This is a genomic window from Nocardia sp. NPDC056100 (assembly GCF_042266325.1).
Taxonomy (GTDB): Bacteria; Actinomycetota; Actinomycetes; order Mycobacteriales; family Mycobacteriaceae; genus Nocardia.
This window is the reverse complement of sequence record NZ_JBHJVY010000005.1, coordinates 514687-531766: the sequence shown is the minus strand read 5'-3', so window position 1 is coordinate 531766 and position 17080 is coordinate 514687. Positions and strand designations below refer to the sequence as shown.

The following is a 17080-nucleotide window of genomic DNA, read 5'->3' as shown; positions in this document are numbered from 1 at the left end:
GGGCATCACACCGGCCCGGCCCGACGCTCGGGTGTTCAGCGTCCGAGCCCCGCAACGAGTAATGCGACCATGCGGCGGGCGTCGTAGTCGGGGTTTCCGCCCGCGCCGATGCAGAGGTTTCCTACGCCTCGCATCAGCTCGAAAGCTTTTACGTCCGAGCGGATTTCACCCGTTTCGGTGGCGGCGGTGAGCAGGTGCTCGCATACGGGGACCAGTCGTTCGATGAAGTAGGCGTGCAGGGTTTGGAAGGCCGAGTCGTCGGACTGTAGGGCTTCGGCAAGACCGTGTTTGGTGACCAGAAAGTCAACGAAAAGATCGATCCAGCCGCGCAACGCCTCGTATGGGGTGGCGCTGGTGGCCAGCAACTCCGGACCGGCCGCGGCGCAGGCTTCGACCTGGTGGCGGTATACGCCGACGATGAGGTCCGCTCGGGTGGGGTAGTGCCGGTAGATGGTGCCGACTCCGACACCGGCCTGGGCGGCGATATCGCGGACCGGCACGTTGACACCGGATGCGATGAAGGCGGCGGCGGCCGCATCCAGCAGGGTTTCGGCATTTCGGCGGGCATCGGCCCGCTTACGTGGCGTCTCGGATCCAGTTTCGGCCACGGCACCTCCTCGAGCACTCTTGGCAAACGGAACAATGTTCCGTATGTTGGGTTTCGGAACGTTGTTCCGTTTAACGAGGGTAGCGCACCCTCGATTCCATCGCTTCGAGGAGAACCGCATGCAGTACCGCACCTTGGGCAGCACCGGCGTACAGGTCAGCACCCTCGCACTGGGCGCGATGAACTTCGGCAGTATCGGGCGCACCACCCAGGATGACGCCACCGCCATCGTCGACGCGGCGCTGGCAGCCGGGATCAACCTCATCGACACCGCCGACCGGTACAGCGACGGCGAATCCGAAAGGCTTGTCGGCCAAGCCATTTCCGGCCGCCGCGACGATATCGTGCTGGCCACCAAGGCGACCATGCCGATGGGCGAGGAGCGCAACCATCGCGGCGGCTCCCGCCGCTGGCTCACCACCGCCCTGGACGATTCCCTGCGCCGCCTGGACGTGGACCATATCGACCTCTACCAAATGCACCGCTGGGACCCGGCCACCAGCGATGAGGAAACCCTCTCTGCCCTCACCGATTTCCAGCGCGCGGGCAAAATCCGCTACTTCGGCTCCTCCACCTTTCCGGCCTACCGCATCGTCCAGGCCCAGTGGGCGGCCCGGGAACATCATCTGACCCGCTATGTCACCGAACAGCCCGGCTATTCGATCCTGCAGCGCGGCATCGAAACCCACGTGCTGCCGGTGACCGAGCAGTACCGCATGGGCGTGCTGGTCTGGAGTCCCCTGGCCTCGGGCTGGCTGTCCGGCGCGATCCGCGCGGGCAGCGAAATCACCACCAGCCGTTCACAATTCATGCCCGATCGCTTCGATACCGGCACCCCGGTCAATCGCGCCAAACTCGATGCGGTCGAACAGCTCGCGAAACTCGCCGACCAGGCCGGTCTGACCCTCATCCAACTGGCGCTGGCCTTCGTCACCACACACCCCGCCGTGACCAGCGCCATCATCGGCCCCCGCACGCTGGACCATCTGCACTCCCAGCTCGCCGCCGCCGACACCGTCCTGTCCCCCGACCTGCTCGACGCGATCGACGCGATCGTCCCACCCGGTACCGATCTCGCCCCCGCCGAAAAGCATGACACCCCACCGGCGCTGCTCGATCCGGCCCTGCGCCGCCGCTGAAGGATCACCCCATGCCGCACACTTCCCAGCCCAGCTTCGGAATCATGACCGCGCAGATGCAGGTCGAGTACGCCGATATCGTCCGCGTCTGGCGCGAAGCCGATGACATTCCGGAGATAGCGCACGCCTGGCTCTTCGACCACCTCATGCCGATCGGCGGCGACCCCGACGGCCCCATTCATGAAGGCTGGACCCTGCTTTCGGCGCTGGCCGCGCAAACACACCGCCTGCGCCTGGGCCTGCTGGTCACCAGCAATCGCTTCCGCCCACCGGCCCTGCTCGCCAAGATCGCGACCACCGTGGATATCGTCTCGAACGGCCGGCTCGACTTCGGCATCGGTGCGGGCTCACGGCCCAGCCACCCGCTGGCCCGCCGCGAGTACGACGCCCACGGCCTCCCCTACACCGACGGCCCCACGGCCGTCGCGGCCCTGGACGAAGCCTGCACGATCATCCGCCGTCTCTGGACCGAATCCGAACCCTTCGACTTCACCGGCGATCACTTCGAACTCACCGGAGCCTTCGCCAACCCCAAACCGATCCAGCACCCCCATCCGCCCATCATGATCGGCGGCCGCTCCGCCGCCGTCCTGCGGATAGCGGCCGAACACGCCGACCTCTGGAATATCCCCGGCCACGACCTCGACGACGCCATCGCACGCAGCGCCCTGCTCGACCGCTACTGCACCGAAATCGGCCGCCCGCCAACGGCACTCACCCGATCCATCCACCTGGCCGTCGACTATGAGCATCCTGCGCACACGCGAGACGCGATCGGCAAAGCCGTCGACAACGGCTTCCAGCACATCGTCCTGGGCCTGCCCGACCCCTACCCCACCGGTGTCGCCCGGTGGGTGGCCGACGAACTGATCATCCGATAGCCCTTGCCCGGACCCACGTAAACCGAAGCACCCCAACGCACTCCGGCTACGCGGGCCCCGACAGGAAAGATCAGTCCGTGTAGGAGTCGATCGGCGGGCAGGAGCAGACCAGGTTGCGGTCACCGTACGCGCCGTCGATGCGACGAACCGAGGGCCACACCTTGGCGCGAGCGCTGTGCAGACCCCGCGGGTAGACGGCGGTTTCGCGGCTGTACGGGTGATCCCATTCGCCGACCAGGCACTGCGCGGTGTGCGGAGCCCCGCGCAGCGGGTTGTCCTCGACCGGCCAGACACCCGCCTCGACCTGATCGATCTCACCCTTGATGGCGATCATGGCGTCGATGAAAGCGTCGATCTCTTCCAGGTTTTCGCTCTCGGTCGGCTCCACCATGAGGGTGCCCGCCACCGGGAAGCTCATGGTGGGGGCGTGGAAGCCGTAGTCCGCCAGGCGCTTAGCCACATCGTCGACGGTGACGCCGGTGCGCTTGGTGATCTCGCGCAGATCCAGGATGCACTCGTGCGCGACCATGCCGTTGTCACCGGTGAACAGCACCGGGAAGTGCGGATCCAACCGGCGCGCAATGTAATTCGCCGATGCGATGGCGGTCAGGGTGGCACGGCGCAGGCCGTCCGCGCCCATCATGCGAATGTAGGACCAGGTGATCGGCAGGATCGACGCGGAACCGTACTTGGCGGCCGAGACCGCGTGCGAACCCGCTTCCAGCGGATCACCGGGCAGGTACTGCGCGAGGTGTTCGCGCACCGCGACCGGGCCGACGCCCGGACCGCCGCCGCCGTGCGGGATGCAGAAGGTCTTGTGCAGGTTCAGGTGGCTGACATCGCCGCCGAAACGACCCGGACGGGCAACGCCGACAAGGGCATTGAGGTTCGCGCCGTCGACGTACACCTGACCGCCCGCATCGTGCACCATGGCGCACAGTTCGGCGACCTCGTGCTCGTACACGCCGTGCGTGGACGGGTAGGTGATCATGATGCAGGCCAGGCGGTCGGCATGGTCGGCGATCTTGGCGCGCAGATCGTCCAGGTCGACGTCACCGTTCGCGCGGGTCTTGACGACCTCGACGCGCATACCGACCATGGCCGCCGACGCGGCATTGGTGCCGTGCGCGCTGGACGGGATCAGGCAGGTATCGCGATGCGTATCACCGCGATCGAGGTGATAGCGCCGAATCGCGAGCAGACCCGCGTACTCACCCTGGCTACCGGCGTTGGGCTGCAACGACACCCGGTCGTACCCGGTGACCGCGGACAGCCAGCCCTCGAGATCCTCGATCAGCCGGATCAGACCCGGTGCGTCCTCGACGGGCGCGTACGGATGCACCCGATTGAACCCCGGCCAGGTGATGGACTCCATCTCGGCGGCCGCATTGAGCTTCATGGTGCACGAGCCCAGCGGAATCATGCTGCGGTCCAAGGCAATATCCTTGTCCGACAGCGACCGCAGATACCGCATCATGGCGGTCTCGGTCCGGTACCGGGTGAACGCCGGATGCGTCAGCATCTCCGAGGTCCGGTTCTCGATATGCGGGCGCTGCTTACCGTGGAAGAGCGCACCCTCCGGGCCGACCGGGATCTCCGCGCCGAAGCAGTCCAGCACCGCCACCACGTGCGCGTCGGTGGTCGCCTCATCGCAGGCGATGCCGACATGATCGGCATCCACCAGGCGCAGGTTGATCCCCGCGCCCTTCGCCTTGGCCACAATGGCTTCCGCACCGCCCGGCACATTCACCAGCACGGTGTCGAAGAAGCTCTGATGCACGACCGCGTCCCCGAGCCCGGCGGCCAGCCACTGCGCATGCCCGTGCACCCGCCGCGCGATGGACTTGAGCCCGTCCGCACCGTGGTACGAGGCGTACATGGCGGCCACGATGGCCAGCAGCACCTGCGCGGTGCAAATGTTGGAGGTCGCCTTCTCACGGCGAATGTGCTGTTCACGGGTCTGCAGCGCGAGCCGGTAGGCGGTATTGCCGTCCGCGTCCACCGAAACGCCGACCAGACGCCCGGGCAACTGCCGCGCGTGCGCGGTGCGCACCGCGAGGTACCCCGCATGCGGCCCGCCGAATCCGAGCGGCACACCGAAGCGCTGGCTGGTGCCGAAGCAGGCGTCCGCGCCCTGCTCCCCCGGCGAGGTGAGCAGTGTCGCCGCGAGCAGATCCGCGCCCACCGCGACGAGAGCGCCACGCGCATGGGCGGTTTCGATGACGGCGGTCCAGTCGACGATCTTGCCGGAGGCCCCCGGCTGCTGCGCGATCACGCCGAAGAAGTCACCCTCGGGCAGCTCCCCGCCGGACAGATCGGCCTCGACGATCTCGATTCCCAGCGGTTCGGCCCGGGTGAACAGCACGGTCCGGGTCTGTGGGAAGAGATCGGAGTCGACGAGCAGCCGCTGCGATTTGCTCGACCGATTGGCCCGCTGCAACAGCGTCATGGCCTCGGCCGCGGCGGTGGCCTCGTCCAGCATGGACGCGTTGGCCACATCCATTCCGGTCAGATCGGACACCATGGTCTGGAAGTTGAGCAGGGCTTCGAGCCGCCCCTGGCTGATCTCGGGCTGATACGGCGTGTACGCGGTGTACCAGGCCGGGTTCTCGATGAGATTGCGTACCAGCACCGGCGGGGTGAGGGTGTCGTAGTACCCGAGCCCGATCATGGTGGTGGCCACCGTATTCGACCCGGCCAGCGCGGCCAGCGCGTCGAGGGCCTCGTGCTCGTTCACCGCGGGCGGCAGCGCGTCCAGGCCATTGGCCCCGTCGCTGTCCAGAATGCTGGCCGGGATGGCCTTGGCGGCGAGTTCGTCCAGCGATTCCACACCGACGGTCGCGAGGATGCGCTCGAGTTCGCCGCTGTCGGGTCCGATATGGCGGTCGGCGAAGGATCGAGTCCAGGTCACGGCTGCTCTCCAAGGGGTGGGCGGGGGTCGGCTCGATGGCCGACGCGTCGTCTGCCCTCCCCCTCTGTCGTTGGCGCCTGAGAGATTCGCGGCACAGCCGTTGTGGCCGTACCCCTTTCACCATGGGCGGGTGGCTCGCGACCACCGCTTTCCAGAGGCGCCGAAACTCCGCACGGTCCCTTGTGCCTGAGAGATTGACGGGGAGGTGCTGCTCCTTCGGCGCCCGGTTCCACCGGTCTTCGAAAAGACCTGCATCCCCGGGACTCTCCCGCACGGCTGCGACGCACTGCCAAGTCTAAGGGGCGGCAAGTTACAGGAATGTTGCCTGGGTCGATTTCACACTCGCGCGCCCCCGAACAGCTATCCGGTCTTGCGATCCATCCGGGCCTTGCGACGGGACGAGAGCTCGTCTTCCGGCCGCTCGGTGGCGGTGCCCGCCTCGGCCCGTTCGGCCGGGAAACTGGCGATGGCCCCGGTCAACTCGCGCATGGCGCCGCCGACCGCGATACCGAATACGCCCTGCCCGCCCTGCAGTAAATCGACGACTTCCTCGGGCGAGGAGCATTCGTACACGGTCGCGCCATCGGAGAAGAGGGTGATCCCGGCCAGATCCTCGACACCTCTACTGCGCAGATGGTCCACCGCTATGCGGATGTTCTGCAGTGAGATGCCGGCGTCGAGCAGCCGCTTGACGATCTTCAGGACCAGAATGTCCTTGAACGAGTACAGCCGCTGGCTACCGGATCCGGTGGCGCTGCGGATGGACGGCACGACCAGTCCGGTCCGTGCCCAGTAATCGAGCTGCCGATAGGTGATCCCGGCGACCTGGCAGGCGCTGGGAACCCGGTAGCCGACGAGATCGTCCGGCACCGTGTCATCGGGGAACAGCCCTGGCTGCACCACATCCTGGGTATGCGGTTGGTCTCCCACTGACTACTCCCTTACTGCTGGCCTATCCGGGCTCGTGCCATATTTCGGACACTGCATCGACGATTGGAGCGTGGCCTAACTGTCGAGGCTACTCTCCTGATTGTCCCGGGAGCATCGGCGTCGAACCAAGCGTGACGAGCGGCGTGTTTCTAGACCTTAAGTACAGGTCGAGGTAACGATTCGGCCGCCCCCCGCCTAACTGTCGGTGGCCTTGAAATCATCCGGCGAGACCGACTCCAAGAACTCCTTGAACTTCTCCACCTCGTCCTCGCGCTCATCCGGCATGACGAGCCCGGCTTCCTCGAGCACCGGCTCCTCGGCATAGATGGGGCAGCCGACCCGCAACGCGATGGCCACCGAATCCGAGGGCCGCGCGGAGATACGCAGATCGTTCTCGAACACCAGATCGGCGTAGAAGGTGCCCTCCTGCAAATCCACGATCCGCACCTCTTTCAAGGTGTGCCCGAGATCCTTGATGAGGATCTTGATCAGATCGTGGGTGAGCGGACGAATGGGAGTGACACCCTCTTGTTCGAGAACGATCGCGGTCGCCTCGGCCTGCCCGATCCAGATGGGTAGGTACCTGTCGCCGGAAGCCTCGCGGAGCAACAGCACGGGCTGATTCTGTGGCTGTTCGACACGGATGCCGATCACACGCATTTCGCTCATCGCACGCCTCCCATAAACTCAGCCGGCCGCCCGGCCATCGACACAGCGGGGCGAGCCGTATCACCGAGTCTAGGCGAAGATTTCAGCCTCCGAGCGAAGCACGCACCGAGGTCTTCACCAGGCAGGTGTGCAAGGTCAGCGACAGTGCCGCCAACTCTCGCACGGTCTCCTCCGCACGGGCGCGAGCGTCCGCGTCCCGGCTCTTGGCGATGGGCGCGGCGATCTGCGCGACCATGGCCGCCTCCCGGTCCGCGGCCAGTTTGAAGGCACGCAAATGCCTTGCCTCCAAACCGAATTCACTCAATGCCTTGGCGGTGCGCGCGAGCGTCACCGCGTCGGCGTCGAAATAGCCTGCCGCACCGGGCGTGATGAGATTCGCGCGAATCAGTTCGGTGAGGAACTTCTCGTCGATTCCCGCCTGCTGCAACAGATCCGCCCGCGGAATCCGGATCTCGTGATCGAACCGGAGTTCCTCGGGCGATACCTCACCGGGCACGACGCCGAGCCGCCGTAAGCGGCCATCGCCGTTGGGCCCCAAGGCATCTCTGGAATCGGACACAGCTCCCCCACCCGCTCGGACCCGGGCTTCCCGTACTCCGAGCGTCGCGGCGCCGCTGTCGATCGCTTCCAGTTGTTCCTTGATCACCTTGAGCGGTAGATACTGATCCCGCTGCGCCGTGAGCACGAACCGCAGGCGTTCCACGTCGGCGACGTGGAACCTGCGGTACCCCGAAGGAGTGCGCTCCGGACTGATCAATCCCTCCGATTCGAGGAACCGAATCTTCGAGATGGTGATGTCCGGGAAATCCGGACGCAGCAAATCCAGCACGGAGCCTATCGACATGCCCCCGCGCGTCCACTGCGCTGCGCCAGTCATTCCGCTCGGTCCTATAGTGCGCCCGCCGCCGATTCACTCGACGCGGGACGCGGACCGGTGAGGAACACGAGACGGAACTTGCCGATCTGAACCTCATCGCCATTCTGCAGCTCCGAGGAATCCACCGGCTCCCGGTTGACATAGGTGCCGTTCAAGCTGCCCACATCGACGACCTGGAAGGTGTCGTCATCCTGGCGGAACTCCGCGTGCCGACGGCTGACGGTGACATCGTCGAGAAAGATGTCGCTGTCGGGGTGACGTCCCGCGGAGGTGGTGGGCTGATCGAGCAGAAACCGCGAACCGGCGTTCGGGCCGCGCTTGACGACCAGCAGAGCCGCACCCGCGGGCAGACCCTCGACTCCTTGCACCGGCTGTTCGCCGGTCTGCTCAGGGCGCGACGTGTCGACCTCGTTCAGGAAATCAGCACGGAACACCGAAGTGGTCTCTGCCGCTGTCTCCTGGTAACCCGGGTCCTTGTTCTCGCTCACCCTTGCTCTCCTCCTCGAACCGAATAATCCATAGCAAGCAGTTGATGCCTTCAGCGGAACTGTTGGCATTGACCGTACCCTGCCCGGGCACACCCGTGCAGGTAGAACTGTGAAGGCTGCTTCAGCCTCCGATAACTCCTTGATAACCTGCGGCATCGAGCAGGTCACCGTATGCGGCATCGAGGGTCTCGGCCGAGTCCAGCTCGAGTTCGAAGATCCAGCCGTCGCCATAGGGATCGGTGTTGAGGGTCTCCGGCTCTGCCGTCAGAATCTCGTTCACCGCAACGACTTTCCCGGCCAGCGGGGCGTAGATGTCCGAAACACTCTTGGTGGACTCCACTTCGGCGATGCTGTCGCCGTTGGCGACGTCTTTGTCGGTGTCGGGCAGCTGCACGAACACGACATCACCGAGCTGCGACTGCGCGTAGTCGGTGATTCCGACCCGCACGCGGGCCGGGCCGGCGATGCGCACCCATTCGTGTTCCTCGGTGTAGCGCAGGTCGTCGGGTAGGTCGCTCACTGGCGGTGTCCTTTCAACGGGCGGTCCTTTCGGGATCGGCGTCGATCCGTTCGCCACACACCCTAATGGCTACTGATCTTCACGCGATGCGGCCGGTATGGCTGGGGCGACCGTGGTCGGTATCGCGCGGGAAACGGCAATGGCCTTGCCCACGTAGAGAATGCCGGTCCAGACGTATACGGCGGTACCCCAGACCAGGAATGCCCCACCGAAGGCACGGCTGAAACCTGCCAGGGGCCAATCCATTTGGCCGGCGAGGGTCCACGGCAGCGCGGACATGAGCGCGAAGGTGGCGGCCTTGCCGAGGTAGATGACTTCGGGCGGGGGCAGCCCGCGTCGTTTGTAGATGCCCAAAGTCAGGAACAGGATGCCGTCCCGGGCCACCAGGATGACCACCACCCACCAGGGCAGGATGCCGCGAATCAGCAAGCCCGCCAGGGTCGCCAGCAGATACAGGCGGTCCACCAGCGGGTCCAGGATCGCGCCCAGCTTGGACGATTGATCAAGCAGCCGTGCGAGTTTGCCGTCCAGGAAATCGGTGAAACCGCTGGCCACGAGCAGGGCGAAGGCCCAGCCGTCGGCCTTCTCCACCAGCAGCAGCCAGAGGAATACGGGTACGCCGATGAGCCGGATCGCGCTCAGCACGTTCGGGACGGTGAGGATGCGGTCGCTGTACACCGGTTCGGCGTTCCGCTCGGTTGTCACAACCCTGGTCTTACCCCAAAGATCCTCGAGTCTCCAGGCGGGTGGCGTGCGAGTCTTGTTGTTGTATGGTCTCCGCCATACCCGGCGGATGACAGAATGAGTTGATAAGTTTCTCATTTGTTATCCCGGCATGCGAGAGGACAGACCCATGCCCGACTTCGACTACGACGTCGTTGTGATCGGCTCCGGTTTCGGCGGAAGCGTGAGCGCGTTACGGCTCACCGAGAAGGGTTACCGGGTGGCCGTGCTGGAATCGGGCCGCCGCTGGAACGCCGAGGACATCCCCAAGACCAACTGGAATGTGCGCAAGGCGATCTGGGCTCCGCGCCTGGGCATGACGGGCACCCAGCGCATCAGCGTGCTGGGCAAATGCGCGGTCTTCTCCGCGGCCGGGGTGGGCGGCGGCTCGCTGATCTACGGCAATACCCTCTACGAACCGCTGCCGGAGTTCTACACCGATAAGCAGTGGGCGCACATCACCGACTGGAAGTCCGAGCTCGCGCCGTACTACGACCAGGCGCAGCGCATGCTGGGCGTCACGCCGAATCCGCGAATGACGCCCGCCGACGAGGTGATTCGCTCGGTCGCCGAGGATCTCGGGGTCGCCGACACCTTCCACGCCACCAATGTGGGCGTGTTCTTCAACGAGGCCGATCCGGGGACCGAGGTCGACGATCCGTACTTCGGTGGCGTGGGGCCGCGTCGCAACGGCTGTATCCATTGCGCGCGGTGCTTCACCGGATGCCCGCACAATGCCAAGAACACGACCCCCAAAAACTACCTCTACCTGGCCGAACAGGCCGGTGCGACGGTCTTCGCGCTGACCGAGGTGACCAAGGTGCGGCCCATGGTCGGCGGCGGATACGCCGTGGAGACCGCCCGCTCGGATCGCTGGATTCGCAAGGACCGCAAGACCTTCACCGCCGAGCAGGTGGTGTTCGCCGCCGCCGCGCTGGGCACGCAGAAACTGCTGCACAAGATGCGTGACGAGGATGTGCTGCCGGAGCTGTCACCGCGCCTGGGCGAGCTGACCCGATCCAATTCCGAGGCCATTCTCAATGTGGTCAGTCACGGGCGCGATGATTTCGCGCAGGGCGTAGCGATCACCTCCTCGATTCATCCCGAGCCGAACACCCATATCGAGGTGTGCCACTACGGGCACGGCCAGAACGGACTGTTCCCCATGTCGGTGCCGATCGTGGACGGCGGGGCGTTCCGGTTCCTGCGCTTCCTGCTGGCGATCCTTATGCATCCGATCGTGTTCGCGCGCAGTCTCAATGCCCGCAATGCCTCGGATAAATCGGTGATCCTGCTGGTCATGCAGTCCCTGGACAATTCGCTGACCTCGTATCGGCGCTGGGGTCAGCTCAAGACCAGACAGGGCACGGGTAAGCCCAATCCGACCTGGATTCCGCTGGCGCACGAGGTGGGCAGGCGGTTCGGCAAGAAGGTGGACGGGGATGTGCACTCGCTGATCATGGATGTGTTCAATATCCCGGCGACCGCACACTACATCGGCGGCTGCGTGATCGGCGAGGGCCCCGAGGCGGGTGTGGTGGACCCGTATCAGCGGGTCTTCGGATATCCGGGACTGCATATCGCGGACGGGTCGGCGGTGACGGCGAATCTGGGCGTGAATCCGTCGCTGACCATCACCGCGCAGGCCGAGCGGGCAATGGCGTTCTGGCCCAATCGCAATGACGCCGATCCCCGGCCGGAGCTGGGACAGCCGTACCGCCGGATCAGCCCGGTGCAGCCCAAGCAGCCCACCGTGCCGGAGTCGGCTTCGGGCGCGCTGCGGCTGCCGATCTTCCCGGTGGATCCGCCGGTGCCCGCGCACTGAATCCCGGTGACCGGGACCACTGATCGGGTGGTTCCGGTCGTCTCGCGTGCGATCGCGCCCACCGGTAAGTTGGAACGTTGTGTGCTCCAACGTGATCGACTTCCGTACCCCCGTGTCGTCGCAGGAGGTGCGGGATCGCGGCCGAGCGCTGCGCGACCGCACCCCGGTCGAATCGCGGGATCGGGCCGCGGTGTCCGCGTCCCGGCCGGGAGTGCTCGACTTCATCGACGCCAGTAATGCTGGACGTTTGCCACACCTGCTGCCATTGCGCATCGGGCGGATGGCGGCGTCGCCGTATTCGTTCTTCCGGGGGTCCGCCGGGCTCATGGCGGCTGATCTTGCGAGCGGTCCGAGCAGTGGCCTGACGGCACAGCTGTGCGGTGACGCGCATGCGGCGAACTTCGGCCTCTACGGCACCCCGCGCGGCGAAATCGTGATGGATATCAATGATTTCGACGAGACCGCGCCGGGGCCCTGGGAGTGGGACCTGGAGCGTCTGGCCGCCAGTCTGGTGCTCGCGGGCCGCGAGGGCGGGGCATCGGAGGACGACTGCCTGGCCGCGGCCCGCGATGCCGCCCGGTCGTACCGGCTGGCGGTGGCCGAGCTCGCGACACAGCCGTTCCTGACCTCGTGGACGGCGCTGCCGGATGAATCGGTGATCGCCAAGGCCAGCGCCGATCCGCTGCTGGAGCAGTTCCGCAAGGCCGCCAAGAAGGCGCGCAAGAACACCAGCGCCAAGGTGGTGCGCAAGTGGACCGAACATCTCGAGGATCACGTAACCGGTTTCGGCGGTAGGCGATTCGTGGCCGATCCGCCACTGCTGACCCCGGTCGGGTCCGGCGTCGCCGATGCGGTGATCGACGGGCTGAGCGGATACGTGGGCACGCTGCGCGAGTCGCGGCGCAATCTCATCACCCGATTCACGGTGTCCGACATCGCTTTCCGCATTGTCGGCACCGGAAGTGTGGGCCTGCACAGCTATTTGGCGCTGCTGCACGGCAATGGCGATGAGGTGCTGGTGCTGCAGATCAAACAGGCCGCGCCGTCCGCACTGACGCCGTATCTGCCGCCCGTGCCCGCCCGGCACGAGGGTGAGCGAATCGTGCAGGGCGCCAGGCATGTTCAGGCCGAGACCGATATCCTGCTGGGCTGGACCACGCTGACCATCGACGGGCGGCAGCTGCCGTTCATCGTGCGGCAGTTCCGGAATCTCAAGGGCGGCATCGATCCCTCGGCCCTGGACGCGGGCCTGCTCGACGATTACGGGCGGCTGGCGGGCGCGCTGCTGGCGCGGGCGCATGCGCGCTCGGTGGATCCGCGACTGGTCGCCGGATACCTCGACGACGCCGAGGCGTTCGACGAGGCGGTGGCGGCTTTCGCGGTGCGCTACGCCGATCGGGTCGAGGTCGATCACGGCCAGCTGGTGACCGCGGTGAAGGAAGGGCGATTACCCGCCGAAATGGCCTGACCCGCCGACCGACACACGACAGGCCGCAAATCTGGGCGGCGGGTGCGGAGCGTCCGTACCATTTTCTTGACTGCCGGTATCGATTTCGACGAGAGAGGTGCGGCGCCGATGCTCGTTCGAGTGCAGAATCCCGCTGGCACACATGCGGAGAAGGTTCTGATCGATTGGCTGCGCACCTGGAAGGGCAGCGGCGATCCCAAGGGTGTGGCGACCGTCAATTGCAGCCTGTTCCACGGTGATCGGCTGTACCCGTTCGACGCGGTGATCTGGACGCCGTCCAGCTGTGTGGTCATCGAGGCCGAGGCCCTGGTGGAGCGCATGGAGGGTGAGTTGGAGGTTCCGCTCAACGGGCCGTGGCGGGTCGGCGACAAGCTGATCAACTTCGAGGGCAATGACAAGCGAACACCACTGGACAAATCCCGCGATCACACCTTCGCGCTACAGAATTGGCTGGCCGAGCGCGGGCTGGGGCAGCGCGTGGTGCACGGCGCGGTGCTGGTGGTGCCGCCGCCGGAGTCGAAACTGCGGGTAACCCAGCTCTGGAGCGATCCGAGTTTCGAGGTGCTGGTCGGCGATGATCCCAAGCGGCTGCACGACTATTTCGTCGGTCTGTCCTCGCGGGGTCGGCCGCAGTGGTCGGCCAATGATGTGGCGTGGGCGTTCCGCGGGCTGGGGATTCTGCCGTATCTGCCCGCACCGCAGGAACTTCTGAACGAGGGCTTCCTGGGTCCGGTGGACATCACGCTGTGGCACGGCGGACCGCAGCAGGCCCAGGCCGAGGCGTATGCCGAGGAGCAGGCGCAATTGGAGGCCGACGCGGCGGCGGCCGGTGGTTCGTTCCGGGTGCCGACGCCGTGGTTCGCGCCGACCCAGCTCTATCCGCGCGAGCGCGGGGATATCAATTTCGGCCGCGGGTTCATGCGGGTGATGCTCACCCTGGGCATGATCGTGGCGGTGCTGTGGGTGCTCTGGATGATCATCGCGGGAGTGGTGGCGTACGGCTGAGGTCTTCGTCGGTATCGCCGAGCCGCTCGCCCTGGCGGGCGGCGAACCAGCGCCACGGTAGGTAGGCCGCCGTCACCATCGCGATGGCGGCGGCGGTGCCACCGATGACATCGGTCGGATGGTGATAGCCCATACCCACCATGCCGACCAGCACCGCGGGCAGCACCACGGCCATGATCACCACGATCGTGACCCGCGCCCGCGTCGATTCGCTGATCAGCGCCAGCGCGGTGACCACCGCGACCAACTGCACGGTGTGACCGCTGGGATAGGCGAGATAGTGGTGCAGGTGCCGGTCCCAGAAGGGCTTGAGCGCGAACGAGTTCACCAGGATGGCGAGTTCGGGACCGACGATCATGAACCCGGCCGCCCACCAGCGCCGCCGGTACCCGAACCACACCGCCGCACCCAATTGCAGCGGGATGACGATGTAGTTGTTGCTCGGGGCGACCAGCAGCCGGTACAGCCACTGGTGCCCGTCGAAGGACGAGTGGATATGCCCGTCCAGTGAGTTGTCCAGTCCGGTCGGCCCGCCGTCGGCCGGAAAGAATTGCGGCACAACGATGGTCACGATCACGGCCGCGAGAATGAGCGCGGGCAGCGCGGCTTGTCTGGCCACTGAATCCAGCCGGTTCGGGGCGGGCGCGATCGATCGGGTCACGCCGCCACGATAGCCGCGAATCGGACTCAGTCCCGCAGCGCGGCTTTCTCCAGCAGTGGGCGGGATCGCGCCGGAGCCCACCAGTTGGCGGTGCCCATCAGCCGCATGAACGCCGGAACCAGCACCATGCGGACCAGGGTGGCGTCCATCAGCACCGCGACCGCCAGACCGAGGCCGAGCATGCGATTCATGGTGACCCCGCTGGTCGCGATACCGAGGAAGATCACGGACATGAGCAGGGCCGCGGCGGTGACGATGCGGCCCGAGCGCGCGATGCCCAGCGCCACCGCATTGTCATTGTCGGCGCGGGTCTTGTCCGAACGCTCCCATTCCTCGGTGAAGCGGGCGAGTAGGAAGACCTCGTAATCCATCGAGAGTCCGAAGGCCACGCAGAACAGCAGCACCGGCAGCGTGGCGATGGTGTACCCGGTCGCCAGGGTGCCGAGCCCGCCGAGGTGGCCGTCCTGGAAGATCCAGACCAGCGCGCCGAAGGTCGCCGAGAGCGAGAGGATATTGAGCACCAGGGCTTTGAGCGGGAGCACCACGCTGCCGGTGAGCAGGAGCAGCAGGATGAACGTGGTCAGGGCGATCCAGATGACCGCCTTCGGGAAGCCCTCCTTGATGCCCGCGGCGGAATCGGCGTTCTGCTGGGCGAGGCCGCCGAATAGGGTGGTGACGCCGGGCGGCTGTTCCACCGCGCGCAATGCGGTCAATTGTCGTTGTCCCTGAACGGAATACGGGTCGACGCCGGAGGTGACGGTCAGATGCGCACCGCCCTCGTTATCGGTCCCCGCCGGATCGGCGGGACCGGCGACCTTGCCGCCGATGAAGGTGCCCGCCGGTCCGGTGACCGCCTTGACCTCCGAAACCTGGGACAGCGCAGCCGAATACGCGCTCAGATCGCCGATGTGCGCATAGCGGTTCGGCAGCTGGAAGACGATATGCACCGTGCCGGTGGCATTGTCGTCGAAGCGTTCGCGCAGCAGATCGCCGACCTGACGTGATTCCAGTGAGGTGGGCAGTACCCGGTCATCGGGCATACCGAGTTTGAGCCCGAAGATGGGCAGCCCCAGCAGGATCAGCAGGGCCAGCACCGGCAGGGCACACACCGCGGGCCGTCGCTGCACGATGCGGGCCACCCGATACAGGAAGCTCTCCTGGACCGGCCTGGCCTCGCGCAGCGGTTTGCGATTGATGCGTTCGCCGAGCACAGCCAGCAAGGCCGGTACCAGGGTCAGGCTGAGCACGATGGACAGCGCCACCACCGCGAGTCCGGCGACCGCGAGCGAGCGCAGGAATGTGGTGGGGAAGAACAGCATTCCGATGAGTGCGATGCCGACCGTGGTGCCGGAGAAGGCGACCGCGCGACCGCCGCGCTGCATGGCCAGGATGAGCGCCTGTTCGCGGTCGCGGCCGTTCGCTATCTCCTCGCGGTAGCGGCCGATGATGAGCAGGGAGTAGTCGATGGCCAGGGCCAGGCCGATCGCGGTGGTGATGTTCAGCGCGAACACCGACAGGTCCATGAACAGGGTCACCAGATACAGCAGTGCGCTGGTGCCCGCGATGGCGGCGATACCGGTGATGAATGGAATGGCCGCCGCCACAGCGCTTCTGAGGAACCAGATGAGCAGCACGATGGTGAGCGGCAGGGCGATGGCCTCGGCGAGGGCGAGGTCGCGCTGGGTCTGCTTACCGGTCTCGGACCACACCATGCCCTGACCGCCCGCGTGAATGGTGATGCCGTCGCGGACGCCGAGGTATTCCTTCGCGATATCGGCCGCGGCGGCGGGTGCGGTGTTCTCATCGCCGCGCACGCTGGCCACGATCAGCCCGATCTTGCCGTCGCGGCTGATCAGGGTGGAGCTCAATTGTGGTTCGGTCCACGGGGATACGGCCTTGACGACCCGGTTGTCGCTCTTCAGGCGCGTGGCGATATCGCTGCCGCGCGCGGTGGCCGCCGGTCCCTGTGCGCCGCTGTCGGATTCGAGGGTCAGCACCAATTGCATTCCGGACATGCCGAAGTTCTGCGCCAGAATGTCCGCCGCCAGCGCGGATTCGGAGTCCGAGGCGACGAAGCCGCCGTTGGTCAGCCGGGCGGCGGCCTGGGAACCCAGTACGCCGCACAGCAGGAACGCGATGCCCACCAGGGCCAGCACCAGTTTCGGTGCGCGGATCGCCGGTGTGATGAGCCTGGTGATCATCGGAGCCCTCCCGCGCGAATCGCGCACCGCGCCATGGTCGTCGACATTGTTCTCCACCCCGTGTCGATAGCTTCTACTACTCCATGTAGTACAAACTATGCGCCGGGACCGTTCGGCTCGATCGGCATCGAATGTGTCACATATCTCAACGAGACACTGCCGCACCATGGTTCAT

Annotated in this window: 15 protein-coding genes and 1 riboswitch; of the genes, 5 read left to right on the top strand and 10 right to left on the bottom strand. The window is 66.0% G+C overall.

What is annotated here, in order from left to right:
- Positions 1–35 precede the first annotated feature (35 nt).
- A complete protein-coding gene (locus ACFC0O_RS39045) occupies positions 36–608 on the bottom strand; it encodes a TetR/AcrR family transcriptional regulator (protein ID WP_375967133.1) in 573 nt (190 codons plus the stop codon).
- 118 nt (positions 609–726) lie between these two features.
- Here ACFC0O_RS39045 and ACFC0O_RS39040 point away from each other — a divergent pair, with 118 nt between their 5' ends.
- Together ACFC0O_RS39040 and ACFC0O_RS39035 are read left to right on the top strand one after the other, a co-directional pair.
- On the top strand, positions 727–1746 hold the full coding sequence (locus ACFC0O_RS39040) for an aldo/keto reductase (RefSeq protein ID WP_375967131.1): 1020 nt from the start codon (positions 727–729) through the stop codon (positions 1744–1746).
- 11 nt (positions 1747–1757) lie between these two features.
- Positions 1758–2627, top strand: a complete 870-nt coding sequence (locus ACFC0O_RS39035) for an LLM class flavin-dependent oxidoreductase (RefSeq protein ID WP_375967130.1) — start codon at positions 1758–1760, stop codon at positions 2625–2627.
- A 70-nt stretch (positions 2628–2697) separates the two neighbouring features.
- Here ACFC0O_RS39035 and gcvP read toward each other — a convergent pair whose 3' ends face one another.
- The 7 genes from gcvP to ACFC0O_RS39000 form a co-directional block, all read right to left on the bottom strand.
- A complete protein-coding gene (gene gcvP / locus ACFC0O_RS39030) occupies positions 2698–5538 on the bottom strand; it encodes an aminomethyl-transferring glycine dehydrogenase (RefSeq protein WP_375967128.1) in 2841 nt (946 codons plus the stop codon).
- Positions 5539–5701: 163 nt separating this feature from the next.
- A riboswitch (glycine riboswitch) is annotated at positions 5702–5819 on the bottom strand.
- Positions 5820–5898: 79 nt separating this feature from the next.
- Positions 5899–6468, bottom strand: a complete 570-nt coding sequence (locus ACFC0O_RS39025) for a MerR family transcriptional regulator (RefSeq protein ID WP_364633662.1) — start codon at positions 6466–6468, stop codon at positions 5899–5901.
- Between the two features lie 195 nt (positions 6469–6663).
- Positions 6664–7137, bottom strand: a complete 474-nt coding sequence (locus ACFC0O_RS39020; RefSeq protein WP_067570905.1) for a bifunctional nuclease family protein — start codon at positions 7135–7137, stop codon at positions 6664–6666.
- 82 nt (positions 7138–7219) lie between these two features.
- Complete coding sequence (locus ACFC0O_RS39015; protein WP_375967127.1) at positions 7220–7981, bottom strand: MerR family transcriptional regulator; 762 nt, start codon at positions 7979–7981, stop codon at positions 7220–7222.
- A gap of 44 nt (positions 7982–8025) precedes the next feature.
- A complete protein-coding gene (garA, locus tag ACFC0O_RS39010) occupies positions 8026–8502 on the bottom strand; it encodes a glycogen accumulation regulator GarA (RefSeq protein ID WP_364633657.1) in 477 nt (158 codons plus the stop codon).
- A 121-nt stretch (positions 8503–8623) separates the two neighbouring features.
- Positions 8624–9022: a glycine cleavage system protein GcvH gene (gene gcvH / locus ACFC0O_RS39005; RefSeq protein WP_364633655.1), complete on the bottom strand. Its 399-nt coding sequence runs from the start codon at positions 9020–9022 to the stop codon at positions 8624–8626.
- Positions 9023–9091: 69 nt separating this feature from the next.
- On the bottom strand, positions 9092–9727 hold the full coding sequence (locus ACFC0O_RS39000) for a CDP-alcohol phosphatidyltransferase family protein (RefSeq protein ID WP_375967125.1): 636 nt from the start codon (positions 9725–9727) through the stop codon (positions 9092–9094).
- A 148-nt stretch (positions 9728–9875) separates the two neighbouring features.
- Here ACFC0O_RS39000 and ACFC0O_RS38995 point away from each other — a divergent pair, with 148 nt between their 5' ends.
- The 3 genes from ACFC0O_RS38995 (at position 9876) to ACFC0O_RS38985 (ending at position 14043) form a co-directional block, all read left to right on the top strand.
- Complete coding sequence (locus tag ACFC0O_RS38995) at positions 9876–11570, top strand: GMC oxidoreductase (RefSeq protein WP_375967123.1); 1695 nt, start codon at positions 9876–9878, stop codon at positions 11568–11570.
- Between the two features lie 112 nt (positions 11571–11682).
- A complete protein-coding gene (locus ACFC0O_RS38990) occupies positions 11683–13038 on the top strand; it encodes a DUF2252 domain-containing protein (RefSeq protein ID WP_375967121.1) in 1356 nt (451 codons plus the stop codon).
- Between the two features lie 120 nt (positions 13039–13158).
- Positions 13159–14043, top strand: a complete 885-nt coding sequence (locus ACFC0O_RS38985) for a nuclease-related domain-containing protein (RefSeq protein ID WP_375967119.1) — start codon at positions 13159–13161, stop codon at positions 14041–14043.
- On the opposite strand, the gene ACFC0O_RS38980 is transcribed toward ACFC0O_RS38985, so the two are convergent.
- Both ACFC0O_RS38980 and ACFC0O_RS38975 read right to left on the bottom strand, forming a co-directional pair.
- Complete coding sequence (locus ACFC0O_RS38980; RefSeq protein WP_375967117.1) at positions 14015–14704, bottom strand: phosphatase PAP2 family protein; 690 nt, start codon at positions 14702–14704, stop codon at positions 14015–14017. The genes ACFC0O_RS38985 and ACFC0O_RS38980 overlap by 29 nt on opposite strands.
- A 26-nt stretch (positions 14705–14730) precedes the next feature.
- Positions 14731–16962: an MMPL family transporter gene (locus ACFC0O_RS38975; protein WP_375967116.1), complete on the bottom strand. Its 2232-nt coding sequence runs from the start codon at positions 16960–16962 to the stop codon at positions 14731–14733.
- Positions 16963–17080: the final 118 nt, after the last annotated feature.